The following is a 21,788-nucleotide window of genomic DNA, read 5'->3' on the forward strand; positions in this document are numbered from 1 at the left end:
AAGAGAGGCTCTATTAGCCAGAAGCGTGTCTAGCAGGAACACGAAGCTTTCCGTTCTAGCTGCTGCTTTTAGAACTGGTTAAGAACTCTAAAATTTCGCCTCTTTCCCGAATTAGATGCCGGGCTTTCGGCTGATAAATAACAGTGGCATTGGCGACATTGGCTTCAAGTCTTGTTTGGGTTACTTTGGAATCGAGTAGTACATCTTTACCGCCCACGATTGCCAGCACCGATGCCTGGATTTTTTTCAGGTCTTGGTCACTTAACAGTGGAAGCTTTTCGATTCGGGGTTGGAAGTTTTTGGTGATGAGCTCAAGAAACTTTCTGAATTCGAGCATTATTGGCGATGGTTTTTTATCCAGAGGGCCAAAAATCATCTGTCTTATCTTTCGTTTGCCCCAACCGCCCAGTAGCAATAACGGTAGCGCTTTGAACAGGAAGTTACGTTGAGGACCAACACCACCCGGTGCAAGTAGCGCCAGTTTGGTTACTTTATCCGGGCGTCGGGTTGCGTAATCCAACGCCAGCCAGCCACCTAATGATTCGCCAACGATAGCGACTTGAGATAGTCCTAGCTCAGATAGAACATCATCCAGCCAGAGGGCGTAAGCGTCTGAGCCCAGAAGGGGACGAGCACTCGCGCTAAAGCCGGGTTCGCCGATCATGTCGACAGCATAGATTCTGAAATGCTTAGACCAGGCTTCAATATCGAAATACCAGGCGGACGCGTTAGACATAGAACCATGCAATAGCAGCAAAGGAGGTAAGGTTTCATCACCACAGCAAATCAAGTGGGTTTCGCCTTCACAGGTCGAGATTCTTAACTGATTACAGGCTACAGGCCACTGTTTGATAACGCTTTCGTAATGCTCCAGTACGGCCTGCTTACCTTCGGTGGATTTGTATATTGTCATTTTACGTCCCTGAGGGCCTGCTGGAATAAGTTAGGGTCACAGCTTACAGCGTAATGATGATGAAGGTTACTAAAAAGGAATTCAGTCAGCTTTCTCGAGTTATTTTCTGTTGGCGAGTTGGTGTTGAGTAAGCAGCTTAAGAGGGGGAGCGACAATTGAGGGGTGTACAGAAACCAAAAAAACCAGCATTTCTGCTGGCTTTTTTTAGGGCGAATCGAGTTGAGAATTAAACTCGAAGAGCGCCATCAACTTCGATACAGCGACCATTTACATAGTCGTTTTCCAGGATGAAGGCTACAGTGTTAGCGATCTCCTGTGGCTTGCCCAGACGCTTAGCAGGGATGCCAGCTGCGATCTTTTCCAATGCTTCCGGCTTCATGCTCAAAACCATTTCGGTAGCGATGTAGCCTGGAGCGATAGATGCCGCACGGATACCGTAACGAGCCAGTTCTTTAGCCCAGGTAACAGCCATTGCCTGCACGCCTGCTTTAGTCGCAGTGTAGTTGGTCTGGCCCATGTTGCCGTGACGTGAGATTGAAGAGATATTGATGATGCAACCTTCGCAACCCAGTTCAATCATCTTGATAGCCGCTTCACGACCGCAAAGGAAAGTACCGGTTAGGTTTACATCCATAACCAGGTTCCAGTTGTCCAGGCTCATCTTGCCAACAACTTTACCTTCTTTAACTTTTACAAACAGACCGTCGCGGGTTACACCGGCGTTGTTTACCAGGCCGTTCAGTGCGCCAAAATCGGCTGCAACATCAGTGAAGAGTTTTTCAACAGACGCTTCGTCAGCTACGTTTGCGATGTAACCACGGGCTTCAACACCGAATTCCATACACAGACCAATGGTCTCATCCAGACCTTCCTGATCCAGATCAGCTAGTGCCAGTTTTGCGCCTTTTTGCGCAAGTTCTAACGCCATAGCACGACCCAAACCACGACCACCGCCGGTTACAACGATTACTTTATCTTTCAATTCCATCAGTTCTACTACCTTATCTTCTATATTTTAGTTTTTAATATAGCAGTTATTGTGCATTGCAAAATATGCTGAGTAAGAACTTATAACGCTTCTGCACAAATGTCTACCACCTAAAGGTGGTAAACGGCCAAATAGTTAATAAACAAAGACTTATATTGGTATTTATATCCTTTGTACTTATTAAGTAACTGATTAAAAAGAATTTATTTTGCATGGCGGCATGATGTATTTGTTACTTTTTTGCTGAAAATGCTGCGATAGCGCGTTGTCGGGCTGGGGTTGAAAAATCAAAAAATGTCCCTAACTATGTTGATTAACCGGCGTTTTTTCTGTTCGGTGCTCTTTAGTGCTAATTTGAGTCTAAAGATGAACTTATTTTTTAAAAGCCCGGTACGGTCCCGTGGCAGAAGGTTGGAGCACTATGCGTTTTCTTTTTTTACTATTTATTATTGTTCCTGTTATAGAAATTACTCTGCTGATTAACGTAGGGCAGGCAATTGGTGCCTGGTACACCGTGGGTCTGGTTCTGTTATCGGCGTTTGTTGGCGTTAATATGTTGCGTTATCAGGGGCTTTCTACGTTGGGACGGGCTCAGCAACGGATGAACGAAGGTCAGATTCCCGGTAGTGAGATGATTGAAGGTATAGTGCTTGCCGTCGGTGGCGCGCTATTACTGACACCGGGGTTTGTAACTGATGTAATCGGTTTTCTCTGTCTGATTCCTTTTACGCGTAAGCGCTTTACTAAGTTGGTGATGAGCCGCTTTACAATGGTCGCTATGTCACAGCAGCAAAACGGTGAAAATCCTGAAACCCCATTTGTTCATCGTGCTCGTCCTCTGCATCCTCAGGATAAAGGTCAAGAGGGTGATGTTATTGATGGCGATTTTCGTCGTGAAGATTAAATTTTTTTCTACTGGGCGTTGAAATGATTTTTACCGCCCCCATTTATTCAGTCATCTAATGGTACGTAGTGGCTTAGGCCACTGCGCTTTAAAACAAAAATCACTTTTTTGATCAAGAGATCAGGAGATAGATTCAATGAAAATTCGTCCGCTTCACGACCGTGTTGTTGTTCGCCGTAATGAAGAAGAAGCAACTACCGCAAGTGGCATCGTGCTACCAGGTTCTGCTGCAGAAAAACCTAATCAGGGTGAAGTCCTGGCTATCGGTACTGGTCGTATCACCAGCACTGGTGAAGTGCAGCCTTTAGATGTTCAGGTTGGCGACACCGTACTGTTCGGTCAGTACGCAGGTTCTAACACCGTTAAAGTTGATGGTGAAGAGCTGCTAATCATGAATGAAAGCGATATCTACGGTGTACTGGAAAGCTGATTTTAGCTGACTGATTAAACGTATCTGATTGAATTTTTGACACAGGATTTTTCAACATGTCTAAAGAAGTACTGTTTGGTAACGATGCTCGCGTTCGCATGATGGCGGGTGTAAACATTCTGGCAGACGCCGTTAAGATAACTTTGGGGCCAAAGGGTCGTAACGTTGTTTTGGATAAAGCGTTTGGTTCCCCTACCGTAACTAAAGACGGTGTATCTGTAGCGAAAGAGATCGAACTGCAAGATAAGTTCGAGAACATGGGCGCGCAGATGGTTAAAGAAGTTGCTTCCCAGGCGAATGATGTGGCTGGTGATGGAACAACGACTGCTACTGTACTGGCTCAGGCGATTGTTAACGAAGGCCTGAAGTCTGTTGCGGCAGGCATGAACCCAATGGATCTGAAGCGCGGTATCGATAAAGCTTCTGCTGCTGTTGTAGAGCAATTGAAGGCGATGGCTGTTCCTTGTGCGGATGCTAAAGCGATCGCTCAGGTAGGTACTATCTCTGCTAACTCTGACACCCAAGTGGGTGACATCATCGCTGAAGCGATGGACAAAGTAGGCAAAGAGGGTGTTATCACTGTTGAAGAAGGTTCAGGTCTGGAAAATGAGCTGGATGTTGTTGAAGGTATGCAGTTTGACCGCGGTTACCTGTCTCCTTACTTCATCAATAATCAGGAAAGCATGAGCGTTGAGCTGGAAAGCCCACTGATGCTGATCGTTGATAAGAAAGTTTCTAACATCCGTGATCTGCTACCGATTCTGGAGCAGGTTGCTAAAACTTCACGTCCACTGCTGATTATTGCTGAAGATGTTGAAGGTGAGGCGCTGGCGACTCTGGTTGTCAATAACATGCGTGGCATTGTTAAGGTTGCAGCTGTTAAGGCACCTGGCTTCGGTGATCGTCGTAAGGCGATGCTGGAAGATATCGCTACGCTGACTGCTGGTACTGTTATCTCTGAAGAGATTGGTCTGAGTCTTGAAACTGCGACTCTGGAACAGCTGGGTCAGGCGAAGCGTGTGATTATCACTAAAGAAAACACCACGGTTATTGATGGTGTTGGTGAAGCGTCAGTGATCGAAGCACGTGTTGTACAGATCCGTGCTCAGATGGAAGAAACTTCTTCTGACTACGATCGTGAAAAGCTTCAGGAACGTGTTGCAAAGCTGGCTGGTGGTGTTGCGGTTATTAAAGTTGGTGCTGCTACCGAAGTTGAGATGAAAGAGAAAAAAGCCCGTGTTGAAGATGCGTTGCACGCGACTCGCGCTGCGGTTGAAGAGGGTGTTGTGCCTGGTGGCGGTGTTGCACTGATCCGCGCACTGGATAACGTGGGCGCGCTGCAAGGCGACAACCATGATCAGACAGTAGGTATTGAGCTTGCTTTCCGTGCTCTTGAAGCGCCTCTGCGTCAGATCGTTGGTAATGCTGGTGATGAAGGCTCTGTTATCGTTGCTAACATCCGTGAAAAGGGCGAAGGTAATTTCGGTTACAACGCTGCTACCGGCGAGTACGGCGATATGATCGCAATGGGTATCCTTGATCCAGCTAAAGTAACGCGTTCTGCTCTGCAGGCTGCGGCTTCTGTTGCTGGCCTAATGATTACCACTGAAGCGATGATTGCTGATGCTCCTTCTGAAGGTGGTGCTCCAGGCATGCCTGATATGGGCGGCATGGGCGGTATGGGTGGTATGGGCGGTATGATGTAATACCGGCTTAATTAGCCTTAGCTATTTGAAAAGCCCCGTGTTCTGCACGGGGCTTTTCTTTTGGCCAAAAAACGGCTGAATAGTGTAAAATCTGCAATTCTTAACTGAACCCTCTATCTGACTGAGTGATTGACATGCGTGATCAGGATAAAGATCTGGACCTACCTAACTTTGGACCGGCTGAGCGGGAGCCTGAAATAAAAGCTTCTGTTAATGCGCCTGCTGAACCTAAGTCTGCCCCCCCGACGGGTGGGCAGTCTCAGAGTGGTAGTGGTGGTAATCACCAGCAGCCAGACCCGATTCAGAAGAGTGGTTCCGGTGGTAACGGCCTGAGTTTTTTTATCATTCTTTTGCTGGCGGCCTCAGTGGGTGGTTTGGCTTATTGGAACTATCTACAGCATGAGCAGCTATTAAGTCTTGAATCTGAGCGTCAAGGGATGGATGAGAAAGTGCTTGAGTTACAGCAGCTGTTACAGGTTGCTGAAAGTAGTGCAGCCCAGTCCGGTGAAACGTTACAGAGCCAAGTGCAGAAGCAGGCTTCTACTGCGCAACAGGAGTTCACAAAGTTGGGCTCCGATACGACCAAGCTTAACGCTGAAGTCGCTAAACTTTGGGTGGTAGCTCATCAGCGAAACACACCTAAAATTGCCGCGCTGGAAAAACAGCTGAAAGCAACTGAGGCGCTGACAGGTAGTCAGGCTAAGTCGCTTAAAAGTCTGGCCACCGACCTGGTAAAGCTGGGTAAACAGGTTAAATCGGCTGAAGCGAAAGGTAGTGATGCAGTTAGGCAGGTCGCAACCATCAAGCAGAGTGCGGCAACATTGAGTACTGAATTCCAGGTTCTTTCTGAAACTATTGAGACTGATCAGTTGGAGCAGCGAAAAAAGCTGTCAGCTTTTGCTGAACAGATTGTTGCTCTACAGGGTAATCAGAACTCGGCGGCTGGGCTTGAACGTCGAGTTAAAATAAATGAGCAGGCAGTTAAAGCGATCGATGGTTCTCGATTGATGCTTAATAAAGAGTTACTGCAGATCAGGCAGAAACTGAATAACCTGCAGTTGAAAATTGAACAGCTGTAACGCAGAACTGGCTTAGGTCGAAAAGGATGCTTCAATGATTAAGGTTTACGGCGGTGTTTATTCCAGAGCCAGTATGGTGATGTGTGTTCTTGAAACCCTGGGGTTGGAATATGAAAATATTCCGATGCTGCCGCGTAGCGAAGCGACTCAAAGTGAAGAGTACCGGGCTTTGAATCCTACCGGTAAGCTGCCAACACTCGTGGATGGCGATCTGGTGCTGTGGGAAAGTCAGGCGATTCTGTTCTACTTAGCACGAAAATATGGTGAAGCTACGCTTTGGGTTGATACCCTTGAGCAGGAAGCGGATCTGTATCGCTGGAGTTTGTTTATCAGTAATCAGATTGAGGCGCCGGCTCTGGATATGCTGTTGGCGGTTAAATACGCCCAGGGTGAGCCTGATCAGTCAGTTATTGATACTCAGGTTCAAACGCTGGCGCGTTTTCTGCCGGTGTTAGAGAATCATCTTCAGGGTGAGGAGTATTTGGTATCAGGCAAGCTGACAGTGGCGGACTTTCATGGAGCTGCGGTAATGTCCTGGCCAAAAGTTGTAGGGTTTGATTTCACACCATATCCAGCTGTCGAGAGTTGGTTAAGACGAATTCTTGCGTTACCGGTCCAGAAAAAAGTACGCTCGCAGGCCTCAGTCTGAGGTTGTGTGTTTTTTATACAGTTTAGATGTTGCGATCCACTCCCAGTATGGGCAAAATAGTGGGTCTTTTTTGATGAGGAAGACGAAGCTTTAATGGAAATACGTGCGTTTTTTGCGCTGGCCCTGCCGGATGCAGTGGCTCGCTGGCTAGCAGACCATGCTGATACATTGTGCCAGTATGATAAGCATGTGGAAGTAAATTGGGTGGATGCTGAGTCCTACCATCTGACACTCTGTTTTCTCGGTGCGATCTCTTTGGAGCAAGTTGATCGGTTAGAAGCGATTGCGCGGGGTAAGCTGGCTGATGTTAGGTCGTTTCAGGTTCATGTGAATACGGCTGATTACTATCCGATCAGCAAGCAGTTGGCGGTAGTCGCTGCGCTGAGCCCGGGAGATGAAGCTTTGAGTCGCCTTAACCAGCAGATGATGGAAATCGCCTTAGAGGCGGGTATTGAGTTTGAAGAGGAAGACTTTAAACCCCATATTACGTTGGGACGGTTACCTGCCAAAAACCAATTTGTGCCGCCGCAGAATTGGCCGGGACTTGATCTTTTCAGCCTGGCTGACTCGGTGATCTTGTTCCAGAGTAAACCCGGCGAACGCGGTTCGATTTATACGCCGTTGTTTGAAATACCTCTTCAGGACATGGCTTGAGCCAGTCCTTAACTTTTCTACGTTGTGACTAATGTTTAAACCAGAACTCCTTTCGCCAGCGGGTACGCTGCGCAATATGAAATATGCCTTTGCTTACGGTGCTGATGCGGTTTATGCCGGTCAGCCTCGTTATAGTCTACGGGTACGTAATAACGATTTTAATCTGGATAACTTGCACGAGGGGATTAATATCGCCCATGGGCAAGGTAAAAAGTTCTATGTGGCCAGTAACATCATGCCCCATAACAACAAGCTGAAAACCTATATTGATGACTTGCGTCCCGTTATTGAGATGGGGCCTGATGCCCTGATTATGTCGGACCCAGGCTTGATTTTGATGGTGAAAGAAAACTGGCCGGATATCCCTATTCATCTGTCAGTGCAGAGTAATACCATGAACTGGGCCAGTGTTAAGTTTTGGCATCAGGCAGGTATAGAGCGGATTATTATGTCGCGTGAGCTGTCACTGGATGAGATCGCAGAGATGCGTGAAAAGTGTCCTGAGATGGAGCTAGAAGTTTTTGTTCATGGTTCTCTCTGTATCGCCTATTCAGGTCGTTGCCTGCTGTCCGGTTATATTAATCATCGTGACCCTAATCAGGGAACCTGCACTAACTCATGCCGCTGGAAATATGATGCTCATGAAGCGAAGCAGGACGATAATGGTGATCTGATTCCGGTGCAGAACTTTGATCCTAATGAGGCTCCGGTTCAGCCTGCTCTGGGTGAGGGTGAGCCTACGGATAGGAAGTATCTGTTACAGGAAGAGACCCGCCCGGGTGAGTATATGCCTGCTTTTGAAGATGAGCATGGTACCTATATCATGAATTCCAAAGATCTTCGGGCGATTCAGCATGTACAGCGTTTATCGGAGATGGGTATTCACTCATTGAAGATTGAAGGCCGGACTAAGTCTCATTATTACGTAGCTCGGGCGACTCAAGCGTATCGAAAGGCGATTGATGATGCCGCAGCGGGGCGTCCTTTCGATATGAGCCTGATGGATAATCTGGAAAACCTGGCCAACCGGGGGTATACCGAAGGTTTCTATCGTCGCCATGTTCATGATGAATATCAGAACTATGAAACCGGTCATTCCGTGGGTGTTCACCAGCAGTTTGTCGGTGAGGTGATCGGTCGTGATAAGGACAAGGGCACTGTCGATTTCGAGGTGAAGAACCGCTTTATGGTGGGTGATACTCTGGAATTGATGACGCCTACTGGAAATCAGAAATTCAAGCTTGATCAGATGGAAAGCCTGCAGGGTGAGGCGAGAGACTGTGCGCCGGGCTCGGGTCATAAAGTGCGTATACCACTGGATGTCGATGCTGACTTAGAATATGCATTGCTGATGCGTGACCTACCCAATGCACCGGCCTATGGAAGTGGTAACTGATTAGTTTTTATCTATAAAAAAGGTATCTCGAGATACCTTTTTTTATATCTATTTTATCTGTGTTTACGATGAATAAGCGGTAACTATGAAGCATGATAAGTACTCGCTCAGGCGAGCTCTTCGACCTTTCTCTTTTTCAGTGGCGCTGATCACCTGCCTGGTCGGTATTATTAGTGCTGCCGGGCTGCCGATATTTAATTACACTGTGGCTCTGTTGATTCTGTTGGGTGCTTTGGTACTGCAGGCCGGTGTAAATCTAATTAATGATTATGCTGACTTGAAGCAGCTGCGCAATCAAAACGCCCGAGAACAGGTGACGCGTAACTTCAGACTGGGATTGGTGTGCTTTCTGTTGGCGGCGGCCATAGGGATTAGCCTGATCAGCGTTGCCGGGCTAGAACTATTGGTATTGTTGCTGATAGGGCTTGTCGGTGGGTTGGGGTATACCGTTGAACCTATTAACTTCAAACGCCGAGGCTTGGCGGTGGTGTTGGTGTTCTGGCTAATGGGCGTGCTGATGGTCTGCGGCAGTTATTTTATACTCGTTGGCGATCTAAGTTGGTCAATTTTCTATCGGTCGATACCGGTGAGTCTGGTCAGCTCAATTCTGCTGCTGGCTAATGAGATAAGAGATGTTGAAAGCGATGCTGATGCGGGTATCCGTACCCTGACTGTGCGGATAGGTCTAAGGGCTGCTAAGCGTCTATATATAACCCTGCTGTTACTGGTGATCGGTGTCTCTCTATTGCTCTGGGCAACAGGCATATTGCCTGGGTTATGGTGGCTGATTAGTTTGCCGTTGATCTATCTGCTCTATAAACAACAGTTAAGCGAAGCCGGAAGGGCCTCCTTGCCTCCCGCTAGTGGGCGCTTCTTTATGCTATTTGGTTTGCTTTACTGTTTGAGTTTATAACCCGAGCTGGATTTGGTTAAATAGTCAGGCGTCTGAGCTTTGTTTAAGACTAAGGCCGGACAACGCCCGGCGATTAAACTAGTGTATAATATTGCGCAGAACTTAAGGGCTACACAGATAGCCCTCTATTTACCGGTCTTACTTACAATTCTAGCCTGATACCGCGGAGCCAAAAATGAGCGTAATTCGCCAAGACGATTTCATCAGCAGCATTGCTGACTCGCTGCAGTTCATTTCCTACTACCACCCGATCGATTTTATTCAGGGTGTACATGAAGCCTATCAGAAGGAGGAGAACCCAGCGGCGAAAGACGCTATGGCGCAAATCCTGATTAACTCCCGTATGTGTGCCGAGGGTAAACGTCCTATCTGTCAGGATACCGGTATCGTAACCGTCTTCCTGAAAGTGGGTATGAATGTTACTTGGGATGCCAAAATGAACGTGACCGATATGGTTAACGAAGGCGTTCGTCAGGCTTACAATCATCCGGACAATGTTTTGCGTGCGTCGATTCTGGCAGATCCTGCCGGTAAGCGTCAGAACACTAAAGACAACACACCAGCGGTTATTCATTACGAGATCGTTGAAGGTGATGAAGTTGAAGTACATGTTGCAGCAAAAGGCGGCGGCTCTGAGAATAAATCTAAGATGGCGATGTTGAACCCATCTGACAGTATTGTTGATTGGATAGTGAAGACGGTACCTACAATGGGTGCAGGCTGGTGCCCACCGGGTATGCTGGGCATAGGTATTGGTGGTACGGCTGAGAAAGCAGCCGTCATGGCGAAAGAATCCCTGATGGACCCGATTGATATCCATGAGCTGCGTGAACGTGGGCCACAGAACCGTGTTGAAGAACTGCGCATTGAAATTATGGATGCGGTGAATGCCCTGGGTATAGGCGCACAGGGTCTGGGTGGTCTGACGACGGTATTGGATATCAAGATCATGGACTATCCTACCCACGCCGCTTCATTACCGGTGTGTATGATCCCTAACTGTGCGGCAACCCGTCATACTCACTTTACATTGAACGGCAACGGTCCAGCTGTATTGACCCCGCCTAGTCTGGATGAGTGGCCGGAAGTAACATTCGAAGTGGGCTCTAATACCCGTCGTGTTGATCTGAATACAGTCACTCCTGAAGATGTGTTGAGTTGGGAACCAGGTGAAACTGTCTTGCTGAACGGTAAGATGCTGACCGGTCGTGATGCTGCGCATAAGCGCATGGTTGAGATGCTCGACAAGGGCGAAGATCTGCCGGTTGATCTGAAAGGCCGCTTTATCTATTACGTTGGCCCTGTTGATCCGGTTCGTGACGAAGTTGTGGGGCCTGCTGGCCCGACTACCGCGACTCGTATGGATAAATTTACCCGTCAGGTGATCGAGAGCACCGGTCTGCTAGGCATGATAGGTAAGTCTGAGCGAGGCCCTGTGGCGATAGAAGCTATTCGTGATAACAAAGCGGTATATCTGATGGCTGTAGGTGGTGCTGCTTATCTGGTATCTAAGGCGATTACCAATGCTGAAGTGCTGGCATTCCCAGAAATGGGTATGGAAGCGATCTACGAGTTTGAAGTGAAGGATATGCCGGTTACAGTAGCGGTCGATTCTAACGGTGTTTCTGTTCATAACACCGGACCTGCTATGTGGAAAAAGATTATCGCCGAACAGGTGTAACTATTTCTCAGGTAAACATATGAAAACGCGGCTCTTGCCGCGTTTTTTTGTTTTTGTCTCTATGTGTCGTATTGATGTAGGTCATCAGTGCCTACAAAAGGGTACTCAAGTAGTAAATTCCTCGAGCCTGTCAGAAAGTATAATTTTCAGACCCGTATAAATTACGACAAGAGTACTTGAAGATGAAGAAAGTAATGGTTAAGTTGCTGTCTGCGGCCGCACTGGCCGGTATGATGGTTTCGCCTGTACAGGCGGATGAAGCGGCTATGGCTGCAGCTGGAGCAGATGTTTTTAAACGCTGCGAAGCTTGTCATTCTGTTGATAGTAGTAAAAATGCATTTGGTCCTAGCCTGATTGGAGTGGTGGGGCGTCAGGCTGCATCTCTGCCACGTTTCTCTTACTCTGAGGCGCTTCAACAGTCAGGTATTACCTGGACTGAAGATAATCTGCGTCAGTGGGTTGCTGATAATACCAAGCTGGTACCAGGCACCCGTATGCGTCACGTAGCAATTACTGATACCGCTGAGCAGGACTATCTGATCGCCTTCCTGAAGACGCTTTAATCTTCAGTCGGCTGTAAGTATAGGTTTATCAGAGCCTGTCCTCTTAAAACAGTAGGGCTTAAGGGAAGGGGTTATTAGTACCTTCCTTAGCTCTGCTGTTTTTTTTTTAGGCGCACTTAGGCGCTTTGTTGAGTCGGCTTTTTATCGCTATGTAACGTGGCATAGGTCCAATATCTTCGTAAATTGAATCGCCTTCTTCGACACGGATCACTTTCGTCCCAGGTCGGTAAGGCATTTTCTCTTCCATCTCAAGCAGCACTGTATGTAGCAGGTCTGCAACCAGTTTATCTGCGGGCAGGTGAAATAACTCTGCCAGTGCTTCTACTTTTATCTGATCCTCTTGGCTGATAGAAAAGTTACATTCGACTAGTTGGGTTTGCTCAGTGGAGTGTTGCTCTAACTTATTCAGAAGATGACTGACATGATTGTTAGGCATTGGCTATTCCCTTTTTTTGATGGTCATATTTAAGATAGTTGACAAAAACAGTGGGGTAAATAGCGAATCAATATAAAATGACGTTCAACTGGCTGTGTATTTTTATTATTATATGGCCCAATGGTCTGGGATTACGCCAGTTTTCAAAGAACTAAAGGTGAGAAATGGCGGATATACAGGTTTTAGTAGGTTCAACCTACGGTAATGCCAGTCTGATAGCGGATGACTGTACCGAGCAACTTAAAAATTTAGGTCATACAGCTCTATTGTTGAATGAGCCAACCTTTGGGCAGGTGACTAAAAAACTGGATGTGCTACTGATCTGCACAGCGACTATCGGCCAAGGTGAAATACCCACCAATCTGATGCCGTTATACTGTGATTTGAAAGATCGCTCTCCAGATTTTTCTAAAGTTCGCTTTGGCCTTATTGCTCTGGGGGATAGTTCCTATGAGTCCTTCGCAGAAGGCGGCAAGCAGATGAATGAATTGATGCATGACCTGGGTGCGAAGCCGGTTGGTCAGGCGCTGTTTATCGACAGTTGCGAAACTCCCGATCCGGATGAGGCAGCGGCTGAATGGATTGATAATTGGGCAAAGAAGCTGTAAAGGCCGTCGCTCGTTGCTCGAACGTCACAAAGAACGTGACTTGCTCGTTGCTTATGTGGACTCCCCTCTGTCAACAATGAAATGATTTTGACTTAGAATAAATGCACGCTTATGTTCGAGCTCTAGTTGAGTAGCTAACTCTGGCTCACTGATATTTGCGCGAACTACCGGATCACATCTCGAAAACGAGCTTCAACGCTCTTAGCAACGAACTGATTACGGTAGCTGATTTTTATCTAAGTTAAGCATTTCATCGGGACATATAAGGCTCAGGCAGTTATTGCCTGGGCCTGATATTCTGTTCCTTTACTCAGCATCGCAAAGGCAGTTCTAATGGTTTTGTTGGCGAGCGCTACTGCTGCGCAACGTTTTCCACGCCGTTCAATTAATTGTTTCAGCCAGATCTCTTTAGTTGTTTTTGGCAGCCGTTTACTGAGTGCCCCAACGACGGCCATAGCACCACTGATCAACTGACTGCGTAAAATACCCTGTTTTACATAATGCCCAATTGAACCGAGCTTCGCGTTTCCGCCTGTCGAGTGCTGTATAGGGGTCACTCCGACACAGGCAGAGGCCTCTCGTCCATTCTTGAAATGGAGATCATCACTACAACCCAGCAGGATGTATAAGTTGATGGCATTGATAACAGAGACGCCCTCTAATGCCATCAATCGCTGACAGTCAGGATGTTGTTTTACCGCTTGAGCTAAACACTCGTCGTAGGCCTTAATACGATTGATCGTTAGAAGGCAGGCTTGCCAGGTGGCATGCAACGCATCTCTAAAGGGCATACTAAAGCCATTTTCAGCATCTTCTAATGTACGTTGAACAACGCCGTTCAAGCCGCCCTTAGCAGGCGATCCGTTGATATTAAATTCTGCGAGTAGTGCTCGAACCTGATTTAGTAAGGCAATTTTTTGTTTAACGGCTAATTCTCGCATTCTTAACAGGGATTGAAGCTCTTGTTGAGCCACGGACTTACCGTTGATAAATTGAATATCGGCTAGCTGACTTGCTTGAACGATAGCCAAAGCATCGTTGGCGTCAGTCTTCTGTTTTTGACGTATGGCCGAGACTAATTTTGCAGAAATGAGCTTAGCATCATGCCCATACTGTTGAGCAGTCTGTTTCCAATAATTAGAGGTTGAACATGCCTCAAAGACAACGGTCATGGGTTTAGACTTGGCTAACCATTCTTTAAACTGATCGGGTGTCATCTCTTTATTTGAGAGCACAGTATTGCGTTTTACAACGCAAACTTGAATGACCTTTTTTGCCAAATCAACGCCAGCAATGCTAATGTTCATATCACGGACTCCAGCTGGTTGTGTGAGAACTGTCAGCGTACCTCGGTTCCTGTTCAGGGGCGAGGGGAGTCCAATTATCTCGAACGTCACAAAGAACGTGACTTGCTCGTTGTTCGAACAAGCAAAGAAAGAACAGTCGCTAAGCGCAATGCTGGGGTTTAAAGGAGAGCCGTAGTTCGTAGTGCGAATACCTGTGTAGGAGCGCCTTATAGGTGCGATAGGCCTATCGCCCAGCAAAAAAAACGCTGGGCAGGACCTCACTTCGCTCGGCCGCTGCTAAAAGCGTTAGTCGTAACGATATTCGTTAGTTTACATGCGAAGGATCGCTGCCAATAAACCGATTAGGCCACCGAAAACGCCGCCCCAAACCACCAGCCAACCTAGGTGTTCGCGTATCATTCGCTGCACGATCTCTTTTACCAGTTGTGGTGTCAGTTCACTAATACGCTGCTCGACAATGCTTTCTACCTTGGTTTGCATCTCTTCCATGACGTCGGGGCTTTCAAGCTCATCGCGAAGCATGGCGATAAAGTGTTCATCGCGGGTCATCTCTTCAATGGATGTTTTCATCTTCCCAACAAAAGGTTCACGCAGCGGCTCCAGCGCCTGGGTTCCACCGACCATTGCCAGCATGCTGCCTAATGATGAGCCCTGAATTACGTCAATAAGGGCATCAAAGGTCGGTGAAAAGTCTATCTTTTCAATAACAGGAGCCAGGTGTAAATCCGGCTGTTTTCCATTCTCGGCGCTAAGGAAACGTTCGATATTTTCCTTAGTGAAGAACTGCTCCATCATCAAAGCTTTGATGCCGAGTTTGAAATCCTCGAACCGCGCCGGGATAACGCCGGAGCCATACAGCCCGGGGACTCTCTCAAACAACATATACACCGCTAACCAGTTGGTAAGCGCACCGGACAACGCAAACAATCCAATGGTTAATAATATGTCATTATTAGCAATGGCGCCGGCGGAAACAGCGACAAGCGCCGCCAGATTAGTGAGTAGACTTTTGTTCATGAAGAGGTTCTCAAAATATGCTTTGCCGCATCATATAAGGACTGAGTATCGTTTTAAAGTGATTACGCTAAAGCCGTGTAATGAGTGGCTAAAAGTTCTCTTCTTCTAGGGCTTGTTATTCAGCGGTTGATCCGTGCAGGTAATATGATTAAGAGCATGAGAGTTGCTGTGATAGCGCAACGATAGAGAGTTTCAGTGGTAACGAAGAGACTGGATGATTTATAAAGCTTGAAAGGAGGCCAGAGCGGATCCATTTGACTACATTGAGTTGGCAGTTAGTGAAAATATTACAGTGCGCAAATCCCCATCTTCACCCACAGCTTCGATATACTGAGTGATCTGATAAATGTTGTTTATTTATATCTTTATCTTTCAATAAGTTAAGAAAAGTTAGTAATTAATAAATATGAATTGTTGCACTGCACCATAAAGCACTATACCATCTCTCCATCAACTAAATTTCTAAATTCCTATATGGGTATATATCATGTTTAATAACATTCCTGCTGCTGACTTCTCTGCTTTTGGTGCTCCAGTTCAAAAGCTGATCGAGCTAAACACAGCTACCCTTACTAAGGCATTCGAGCTGCAAAAAGCTGCTGCTGAGAAGCAGATTGCTCAAGCACAGGCTGACTTTAAAGCTCTGTCAGCAATCAAAGACGTTGAAGCGCTAACTTCTTTTGTTTCTCTGAAGTCTGAAGAAGCTAAAGCTAACCTTGAAGCACTTAAGACTGACGCTCAAGTATCTGCAGAAAGCACTAAGGCTTACTTTGCTGAAGTTCAGGCTATCCTGACTGAAAGCACTGCTGCTGTAGTTCCTGCTGCTAAAGCTCCAGTTGCTAAAGCGCCTGCAAAAACAGCTGCTTAATGTAAACGGCTTTTAAAAAAGCTCCTATCAGAAATGATAGGAGCTTTTTTGTGCCTGGATGATATCGATAAACCGATGAGTCAGGAAATCAAGGGGTTCAGAGTGATTGCAGGAAGGCTGCTGCAACAATTCATTGAGTCCACAGCCTCAAGAGGATATCCGGACTTGGCGCTTTGTCTGGCAAGTCAGGCAGCAACGTTCTGCTTTTCCCAAGCGGCGCAACCCCGTGCTAGTCACTGGCCGCTTTAAAACTAAGTCTTCACAGAAAAGCTTATTTCAGTAAAAAGCCCTTATCCTTTAAAAATGCCAACATATGCGGTCGCGCTTCTTTTACCAGCATGCCGGACATCTGTTCGCTCCAGGTCATATCTTTATTTCCGCCGGTGCGGGTACGGTAGTATTCGCTGACGGACTTGTCGTACTCAGCGATGGTTGCCTGATCGTTACTGTCGTTATAACTATCTTGCTTAAGTACAACATCGACCGGTAAGCGGGGTTTAACTTCAGGGTTCTGGTCGGGATAGCCCAGGCAGAGACCAAACACCGGGTAGACCAACTCGGGCAGGTCAAGTAATTCTGAAACCCGGGCGATCTGATTGCGGATGCCACCGATATAGACAATGCCTAATCCAAGGGATTCGGCTGCGATCGTCAGATTCTGCGCAAACAGGCCTACGTCGACGGTGGCGGTAATAAACTGCTCAGTAAAGCCTGAATTTATTTCTGCCTCATTCATTTCGCAAGCCAGTTTGTTGCGCTGCATATCAGCACATAGCACCAGAAATACAGGTGCTTCACCGACATAGGCTTGCCCGCCAGAGCATTCTACCAATTGATCCCGTTTCGCCTGATCATTAACCTGGACGACGGTGCATGCCTGGATGAAACTTGAAGTGGCAGCCGATTGTCCGGCCTGAACCAGGGTGTTTATGGTTTCTTGAGGGATTTTCTTATCGGTAAATTTGCGGATTGAACGGTGGCTGTTAAGCAGGTCTATAACGGCGTTCATCGATTATTCCATCTCTATATCTGCGGTGTAAGTCAGTCGGAAGGTCAGGTTGATACGTCCTTCTGATGGCCGACTGGTTTTTGGCACACTATGGTGCCAGTAATGTTGTAACTGGCCTGACATTATCAGTAGGGAACCGCTATTGAGCAAGAGTTCCTGTTGGGATATTTTTTTATCGAATCGGTGGCGCAATAGGAAACGACGTGACTGCCCAAGACTAAGTGAAGCGATAACCGGATTTTTCCCTAATTCTGGTTCATCGTCGCTGTGCCAGCCCATGCTGTCCTGACCATTACGGTACTGATTGATCAGAACTGTGTTAAAACTGCATTGGCTGAGGGTTTCGATCTGCTGTTTTAGTCTTTTAATGGCCGGATGCCAGGGGTCACTAATAAGGTTGAGCCCCGAGTAACGGTAGCTAATTCCAGGGTCCCCCTGAAAGCATTGTAACCGGGGGATGTTAACGGCCTTGCCAAACATTCTAATCTGATCCTGTCGCCAGTTTAACTGCTGTTCCAGCGTCAGATAGAGTCGGTCTGCATCTTCATGGCTGATGAAATGCGGTTCCAGATACAACTCACCCTGAGGGAGGGTTGTTCTCATTCTTTGAGTAGTTCTTTAGTAGCTACAGCGATTGCCGGAGCTATTTCGATCACACTACTGGGATGAACAATGCAGCGACTGGTGGCGACATTAGCGATCGCTTCAAGCTGCTGATATGCATCACCTGCGAAGATACCATGGACTGCGATACAGGTAGCTTTAGGCATACGGGCTTCTTTCAGGTGGATGACCGTTTCCATCATGGTGCGGCCACTGGATATAATATCATCGACCAGTACTGGTGTGTGATTGAGCCAGCGTTCGACGTCCGGCAGAGTGACTTCCACATCATAATCACCCAGCCGGGTTTTGCTGAGTACCTGGAAGGGGGCGTCAGCGAGTTTAGCAACCTCAGAAACCCACTGTTCGCTTTCGCTGTCCGGGCCGATCAGCAGTGGGTTTTGAATATGTTCTTTGATCCAGTTGGCGATCAGCGGTGCGGCATGCACAACTCTGGAAGGGATGTTATAGATCTCATCAAGTTTTTTGTAACGGTGCAGATGAGGGTCGACGGTGACCAGGAAATCGAGATGTTCAGAGATCAGTTTGGCAAAGGGACGGGAGCTAACAGATTCACCATCATGAAACTGCTTATCCTGGCGCATATAGGCAAGATAGGGGGTGATTAGACCGATCTTTTTTGCACCCATCTCGCGCAGGGTAGTGGCCAGTAACAGGAGCCGGAGAATTTTATTATCGGGCTGATAAAGGTTGCACAGAATAACCACGTTGCGGTCTTTGCATTCGGTTATAACCCGCAGATAGGTCTCCTGATCCGGAAAACGGCGAAGCTCCAGTTCCCCTCTGCGAGCGTCGAGTTCATCGCATAGCTGGGCTTCCAGAACAGGATCAGATTCCAGATTGATCAGAATAGTTTTCATGTATCAGATACCTCGGTGGTCAGGCAGATAATCTCCGGATGACTTTCTAAAAAGTCGACCGCATAGTTGAGTTCGCCAGAGCTTTCGGCGTGGATAGTGAATAATGGGTCTTGAGGATGAACCAACTGACCGAGCTTGGCGTGAATTTCGACGCCTGCTGTCAGGTCCATAGGGGCGCCGGCTAATTTGGCTACCTGCGCTAAAAGGCGGTTATCGATCGATGAGACATAACCTTTCTCTTCAGCCATGTGCTTAAACAGATAGGAAGCTTCACCGGGCTGTTTCATGCCGCCCTGAGCGTTACAGATTGCCGCGAACTTTTTCCAGGCTAACCCTGTTTCCAGAATAGTCGTGGCTTTCTCAATGCCTGTTCCTGCGGTTACAGTGCCCGACATCTCTAACATGGCGCCAGCCATGGTCAGAACTCGCTGTTTCAGGTCCTGGGGAGCGTCGGTGTCATTTTGTAATACCGCCATGACATCTTTCGCTTCAAGGGTAGGGCCGATACCGTTACCGACCGGTTGGCTGCCGTCTGTATAGAGAATCTGAACCTTGATTCCCAGTCGTTCACTGACGGTCATAAAAGAGTTTGCCAGTTTGTCCGCGGCTTCCTGCGATCTGACCTTTGCTGTCGGACCGACCGGGATATCTATAAGCACGTGAGTTGCCCCCGCGGCTATTTTTTTTGACAGTACTGAGGCGATTAGCTGGCCTTCGCTATCAATATCCAGCGCCCGTTCAACCTGTATAAGAATGTCATCGGAAGGGCTTAATCGTACGGAACCACCCCAGGCGAGACAGGCTCCTTCCTGTTTGACCACCTGCTTCATCTGTTCCAGTGTCAGGCTGACATCGGTCATCGTCTCCATGGTATCAGCGGTACCGGCGGGTGAGGTAATTGCCCGGGATGATGTTTTAGGCATGGTCAGGCCACTGGCGGCCAGGATAGAGACAACAATAGGGGTGGTGCGATTGCCGGGCAGCCCTCCCACGCAGTGTTTATCAATGACCAGAGGCTGTTCCCAGTCGATACGACTGCCCGAATCTATCATCGCCTGGGTTAGTGCTGTTATCTCTGTGTCGTTGAGCTTGTCGTCACCGCAGGCGGTAATGAAGGCGGCGATATGAACATCAGCATAGCGGCCATCGACGATGTCATTGATGATTTCTTGAAATTGCTGCTTATTGAGTTGGTGCCCGTAAACTTTTGAGCGTACATGGGAGAGTGACTGTACGGGTCTTGGGTGAGATAACCAAACGTGATCGTCGGTGTTCAGATGGAGTCGATGCCAGGCGGATTCAGAAAAACCGATCTGACCACGGCGGAGCATTTCTCCAGTAACTATGTTCAGTGTTGCGATGATCTTATTGTGTTCAGTATGTACTAAGACTCGGGATAGAGCGGAAAACCCTTCTGAACGACAGACTGGGCTGTCTGCCCGTAGGTAGATGATTGGCTCCTGACGGGTATCAATTCCCAGTCTCCGTGCCTGCAGCGTTGTCGCTCGTTCGGGGGTTGAAATCATATCAGCTGTGCTCCCTATCCAGGCGTTTACCTGGCTGCATTCGCTTCTTATTGGTTAGAGCTTACCTTGGTTATAGCAGAGATTATTAGGGCCTGTATATGATCTGAGTACCCAGAGGGGGTGCTAAGGCGCAAAGGACATATTTGTATTTTCTTTAATTCAGGGGCTTCAGAATAAGACAGGTGGCGTGAAACCTGAGAGCTGATAGAATGTTGCCACTTAGTTTATAGACAGATAAAGAAGGACATCATGGAACGCAGATTCAGACTGGTATTGGCTTGCCCTGATCGCTTGGGTATTGTTGCAATGGTAAGTAATTTTATCTCCAGTCATGGCGGCTCTATTGCTGACGCCAATCAGCACTCCGATAGTTCAAATGGTTGGTTTTTCATGCGGGTTGAGATCGTTTCTGCATCGGTGAACTTTAGCCGTGAACAGTTGATCGAGCAGTTCACGCCTATTGCTCAGTCATTCAACATGCAGTGGGAAATAACTGATTCTGAGACGCCTAAAAAAGTGGTGCTGATGGCAAGTAAAGACTCCCATTGTCTGGCTGACTTACTATACCGTTACCATGAAGGTGAACTGGATTGTGAGATTCCTTGTGTGATCTCTAACCATGATGACCTGCGCAGCATGGTGGAATGGCACGGAATTCCTTATCACCATGTGCCAGTGGATAAAGAGGATAAGCAACCTCACTTTGATAAAGTCCATCAGCTGATCGTAGAACATCAGGCTGAAACCATCGTGTTGGCGCGCTATATGCAGATTTTACCTAGTAGTGTTTGCGATCTGTATCGACATAAAATTATTAATATTCACCATAGCTTTTTACCCTCTTTTGCCGGTGCAAAGCCTTACCATCAGGCCCATGATCGAGGCGTGAAGCTTATCGGCGCCACCTGTCACTATGTGACAGAAGAGCTGGATGCCGGGCCGATCATTGATCAGGATGTGGTGCGCGTTAGCCACCGGGACCAGCCTGAAGAGATGGTTCGTCTGGGTAAGGATGTTGAGAAAACCGTTTTGTCCCGCGGATTGCGCTGGCATCTTGATGACCGGGTGTTAGTACATGGGAATAAAACCGTCGTTTTTAACTAATAAACCCTTGTACGCCTAATTGATAGATCTCGGACAGTGTTTTGTGCTGCTTTCCTGGGCTAAGATGATATAAGAACAGGGCCTGCAGGCCTGCAATACTACCTGATGTCCGTTTGGAGGATGCTCAATGCTGCGATCTGTTAAAGCCAGCGATTACATGGCTGAGAAGCTGATAACCTTTACCCCTGAAACTGATCTGTTCGAAGCGATCAATTTACTACTCAAATACCGTATCACCGGTGCTCCTGTTATAAGCAAGGAAGGTGAGCTGGTGGGCTTGTTATCTGAGGCCGATTGCCTGAAAGCAATATTAACGCTGACCTATCATGAGGAAGAGATGGGTGGTCGGGTAGGTGATTACATGTCGCCAGAGGTTTACACCATCGCCCATGATGCCGATATTATTTCTGTGGCTGAGGAATTTATTAACAACGGAAGACGTCGCTTGCCGGTAGTAAAAAATGGTAAACTGATCGGCCAGATCAGTCGCCGTGATGTATTGCGTGCGGTAGAGCAGTTCGCACAAGACGGCTGATCAGCTATCTGTATATAT

24 protein-coding genes are annotated in these 21,788 nt (G+C 47.5%); 15 read left to right on the forward strand and 9 right to left on the reverse strand.

The window, feature by feature from the left end; translation table 11 throughout:
* Positions 1-55 precede the first annotated feature (55 nt).
* Both QZZ54_RS11010 and QZZ54_RS11015 read right to left on the reverse strand, forming a co-directional pair.
* Positions 56-913 (reverse strand): alpha/beta hydrolase, encoded by an 858-nt coding sequence (locus QZZ54_RS11010; RefSeq protein ID WP_290702707.1) that lies wholly within the window; start codon positions 911-913, stop codon positions 56-58.
* Between the two features lie 226 nt (positions 914-1,139).
* Positions 1,140-1,901, reverse strand: a complete 762-nt coding sequence (locus tag QZZ54_RS11015; RefSeq protein WP_290702709.1) for an SDR family oxidoreductase — start codon at positions 1,899-1,901, stop codon at positions 1,140-1,142.
* Between the two features lie 421 nt (positions 1,902-2,322).
* On the opposite strand from QZZ54_RS11015, the gene QZZ54_RS11020 reads away from it, so the two are divergent.
* The 10 genes from QZZ54_RS11020 to QZZ54_RS11065 all read left to right on the forward strand — a co-directional run bounded on the left by QZZ54_RS11020 (position 2,323) and on the right by QZZ54_RS11065 (position 11,876).
* Positions 2,323-2,805, forward strand: coding sequence for an FxsA family protein (locus QZZ54_RS11020; protein WP_290702711.1), 483 nt, complete (start codon positions 2,323-2,325; stop codon positions 2,803-2,805).
* Between the two features lie 136 nt (positions 2,806-2,941).
* Positions 2,942-3,235, forward strand: a complete 294-nt coding sequence (locus QZZ54_RS11025; RefSeq protein WP_290702712.1) for a co-chaperone GroES — start codon at positions 2,942-2,944, stop codon at positions 3,233-3,235.
* 56 nt (positions 3,236-3,291) lie between these two features.
* Positions 3,292-4,941 (forward strand): chaperonin GroEL, encoded by a 1,650-nt coding sequence (groL, locus tag QZZ54_RS11030; protein WP_290702714.1) that lies wholly within the window; start codon positions 3,292-3,294, stop codon positions 4,939-4,941.
* 134 nt (positions 4,942-5,075) lie between these two features.
* A complete protein-coding gene (locus QZZ54_RS11035) occupies positions 5,076-6,020 on the forward strand; it encodes a hypothetical protein (protein ID WP_290702716.1) in 945 nt (314 codons plus the stop codon).
* A gap of 34 nt (positions 6,021-6,054) precedes the next feature.
* The gene (locus QZZ54_RS11040) at positions 6,055-6,669 is read left to right on the forward strand and encodes a glutathione S-transferase family protein (protein WP_290702717.1); all 615 of its coding nucleotides are present in this window, start codon (positions 6,055-6,057) and stop codon (positions 6,667-6,669) included.
* A 93-nt stretch (positions 6,670-6,762) separates the two neighbouring features.
* A complete protein-coding gene (gene thpR / locus QZZ54_RS11045; protein ID WP_290702718.1) occupies positions 6,763-7,323 on the forward strand; it encodes an RNA 2',3'-cyclic phosphodiesterase in 561 nt (186 codons plus the stop codon).
* Positions 7,324-7,354: 31 nt separating this feature from the next.
* Positions 7,355-8,719: a tRNA 5-hydroxyuridine modification protein YegQ gene (gene yegQ, locus QZZ54_RS11050; RefSeq protein ID WP_290702720.1), complete on the forward strand. Its 1,365-nt coding sequence runs from the start codon at positions 7,355-7,357 to the stop codon at positions 8,717-8,719.
* 85 nt (positions 8,720-8,804) lie between these two features.
* A complete protein-coding gene (locus QZZ54_RS11055; protein WP_290702722.1) occupies positions 8,805-9,632 on the forward strand; it encodes a prenyltransferase in 828 nt (275 codons plus the stop codon).
* 175 nt (positions 9,633-9,807) lie between these two features.
* Entirely contained in the window at positions 9,808-11,313 is a 1,506-nt protein-coding gene (locus tag QZZ54_RS11060; protein WP_290702724.1) for a fumarate hydratase, read from the forward strand.
* A gap of 182 nt (positions 11,314-11,495) precedes the next feature.
* Positions 11,496-11,876 (forward strand): c-type cytochrome, encoded by a 381-nt coding sequence (locus QZZ54_RS11065; protein WP_290702726.1) that lies wholly within the window; start codon positions 11,496-11,498, stop codon positions 11,874-11,876.
* A 106-nt stretch (positions 11,877-11,982) separates the two neighbouring features.
* On the opposite strand, the gene QZZ54_RS11070 is transcribed toward QZZ54_RS11065, so the two are convergent.
* The gene (locus QZZ54_RS11070) at positions 11,983-12,312 is read right to left on the reverse strand and encodes a hypothetical protein (protein ID WP_290702728.1); all 330 of its coding nucleotides are present in this window, start codon (positions 12,310-12,312) and stop codon (positions 11,983-11,985) included.
* Positions 12,313-12,476: 164 nt separating this feature from the next.
* On the opposite strand from QZZ54_RS11070, the gene QZZ54_RS11075 reads away from it, so the two are divergent.
* Entirely contained in the window at positions 12,477-12,920 is a 444-nt protein-coding gene (locus QZZ54_RS11075; protein ID WP_290702730.1) for a flavodoxin domain-containing protein, read from the forward strand.
* Between the two features lie 269 nt (positions 12,921-13,189).
* Here the strand turns inward: QZZ54_RS11075 and QZZ54_RS11080 are convergent, their stop codons facing one another.
* On the reverse strand, positions 13,190-14,227 hold the full coding sequence (locus tag QZZ54_RS11080; RefSeq protein WP_290702732.1) for an IS110 family transposase: 1,038 nt from the start codon (positions 14,225-14,227) through the stop codon (positions 13,190-13,192).
* Between the two features lie 309 nt (positions 14,228-14,536).
* On the reverse strand, positions 14,537-15,244 hold the full coding sequence (locus QZZ54_RS11085; RefSeq protein WP_290702734.1) for a DUF445 domain-containing protein: 708 nt from the start codon (positions 15,242-15,244) through the stop codon (positions 14,537-14,539).
* 487 nt (positions 15,245-15,731) lie between these two features.
* Between QZZ54_RS11085 and QZZ54_RS11090 the strand changes: the two genes are divergently transcribed.
* The gene (locus QZZ54_RS11090) at positions 15,732-16,112 is read left to right on the forward strand and encodes a hypothetical protein (RefSeq protein ID WP_290702736.1); all 381 of its coding nucleotides are present in this window, start codon (positions 15,732-15,734) and stop codon (positions 16,110-16,112) included.
* 48 nt (positions 16,113-16,160) lie between these two features.
* On the forward strand, positions 16,161-16,361 hold the full coding sequence (locus tag QZZ54_RS11095) for a hypothetical protein (RefSeq protein WP_290702738.1): 201 nt from the start codon (positions 16,161-16,163) through the stop codon (positions 16,359-16,361).
* A gap of 22 nt (positions 16,362-16,383) precedes the next feature.
* Here the strand turns inward: QZZ54_RS11095 and nfsA are convergent, their stop codons facing one another.
* Genes nfsA through QZZ54_RS11115 form a run of 4 tightly spaced genes read right to left on the reverse strand, consistent with a single transcriptional unit; the run spans position 16,384 to position 20,131 of the window.
* On the reverse strand, positions 16,384-17,121 hold the full coding sequence (gene nfsA / locus QZZ54_RS11100) for an oxygen-insensitive NADPH nitroreductase (RefSeq protein WP_290702739.1): 738 nt from the start codon (positions 17,119-17,121) through the stop codon (positions 16,384-16,386).
* 3 nt (positions 17,122-17,124) lie between these two features.
* Positions 17,125-17,724, reverse strand: a complete 600-nt coding sequence (locus tag QZZ54_RS11105) for an alpha-ketoglutarate-dependent dioxygenase AlkB (RefSeq protein WP_290702740.1) — start codon at positions 17,722-17,724, stop codon at positions 17,125-17,127.
* Positions 17,721-18,605 (reverse strand): ribose-phosphate diphosphokinase, encoded by an 885-nt coding sequence (locus QZZ54_RS11110; protein ID WP_290702741.1) that lies wholly within the window; start codon positions 18,603-18,605, stop codon positions 17,721-17,723. Before QZZ54_RS11110 ends, QZZ54_RS11105 begins: the two co-directional genes overlap by 4 nt.
* On the reverse strand, positions 18,602-20,131 hold the full coding sequence (locus QZZ54_RS11115; protein WP_290702743.1) for a thymidine phosphorylase family protein: 1,530 nt from the start codon (positions 20,129-20,131) through the stop codon (positions 18,602-18,604). The genes QZZ54_RS11110 and QZZ54_RS11115 overlap by 4 nt, the downstream gene beginning before the upstream one ends.
* A gap of 249 nt (positions 20,132-20,380) precedes the next feature.
* Here QZZ54_RS11115 and purU point away from each other — a divergent pair, with 249 nt between their 5' ends.
* A complete protein-coding gene (gene purU, locus QZZ54_RS11120; RefSeq protein WP_290702744.1) occupies positions 20,381-21,235 on the forward strand; it encodes a formyltetrahydrofolate deformylase in 855 nt (284 codons plus the stop codon).
* A 127-nt stretch (positions 21,236-21,362) separates the two neighbouring features.
* Positions 21,363-21,770, forward strand: coding sequence for a CBS domain-containing protein (locus QZZ54_RS11125; protein WP_290702746.1), 408 nt, complete (start codon positions 21,363-21,365; stop codon positions 21,768-21,770).
* Positions 21,771-21,788: the final 18 nt, after the last annotated feature.

Source organism: Amphritea sp., assembly GCF_016744155.1.
Classification (GTDB): Bacteria; Pseudomonadota; Gammaproteobacteria; order Pseudomonadales; family Balneatricaceae; genus Amphritea.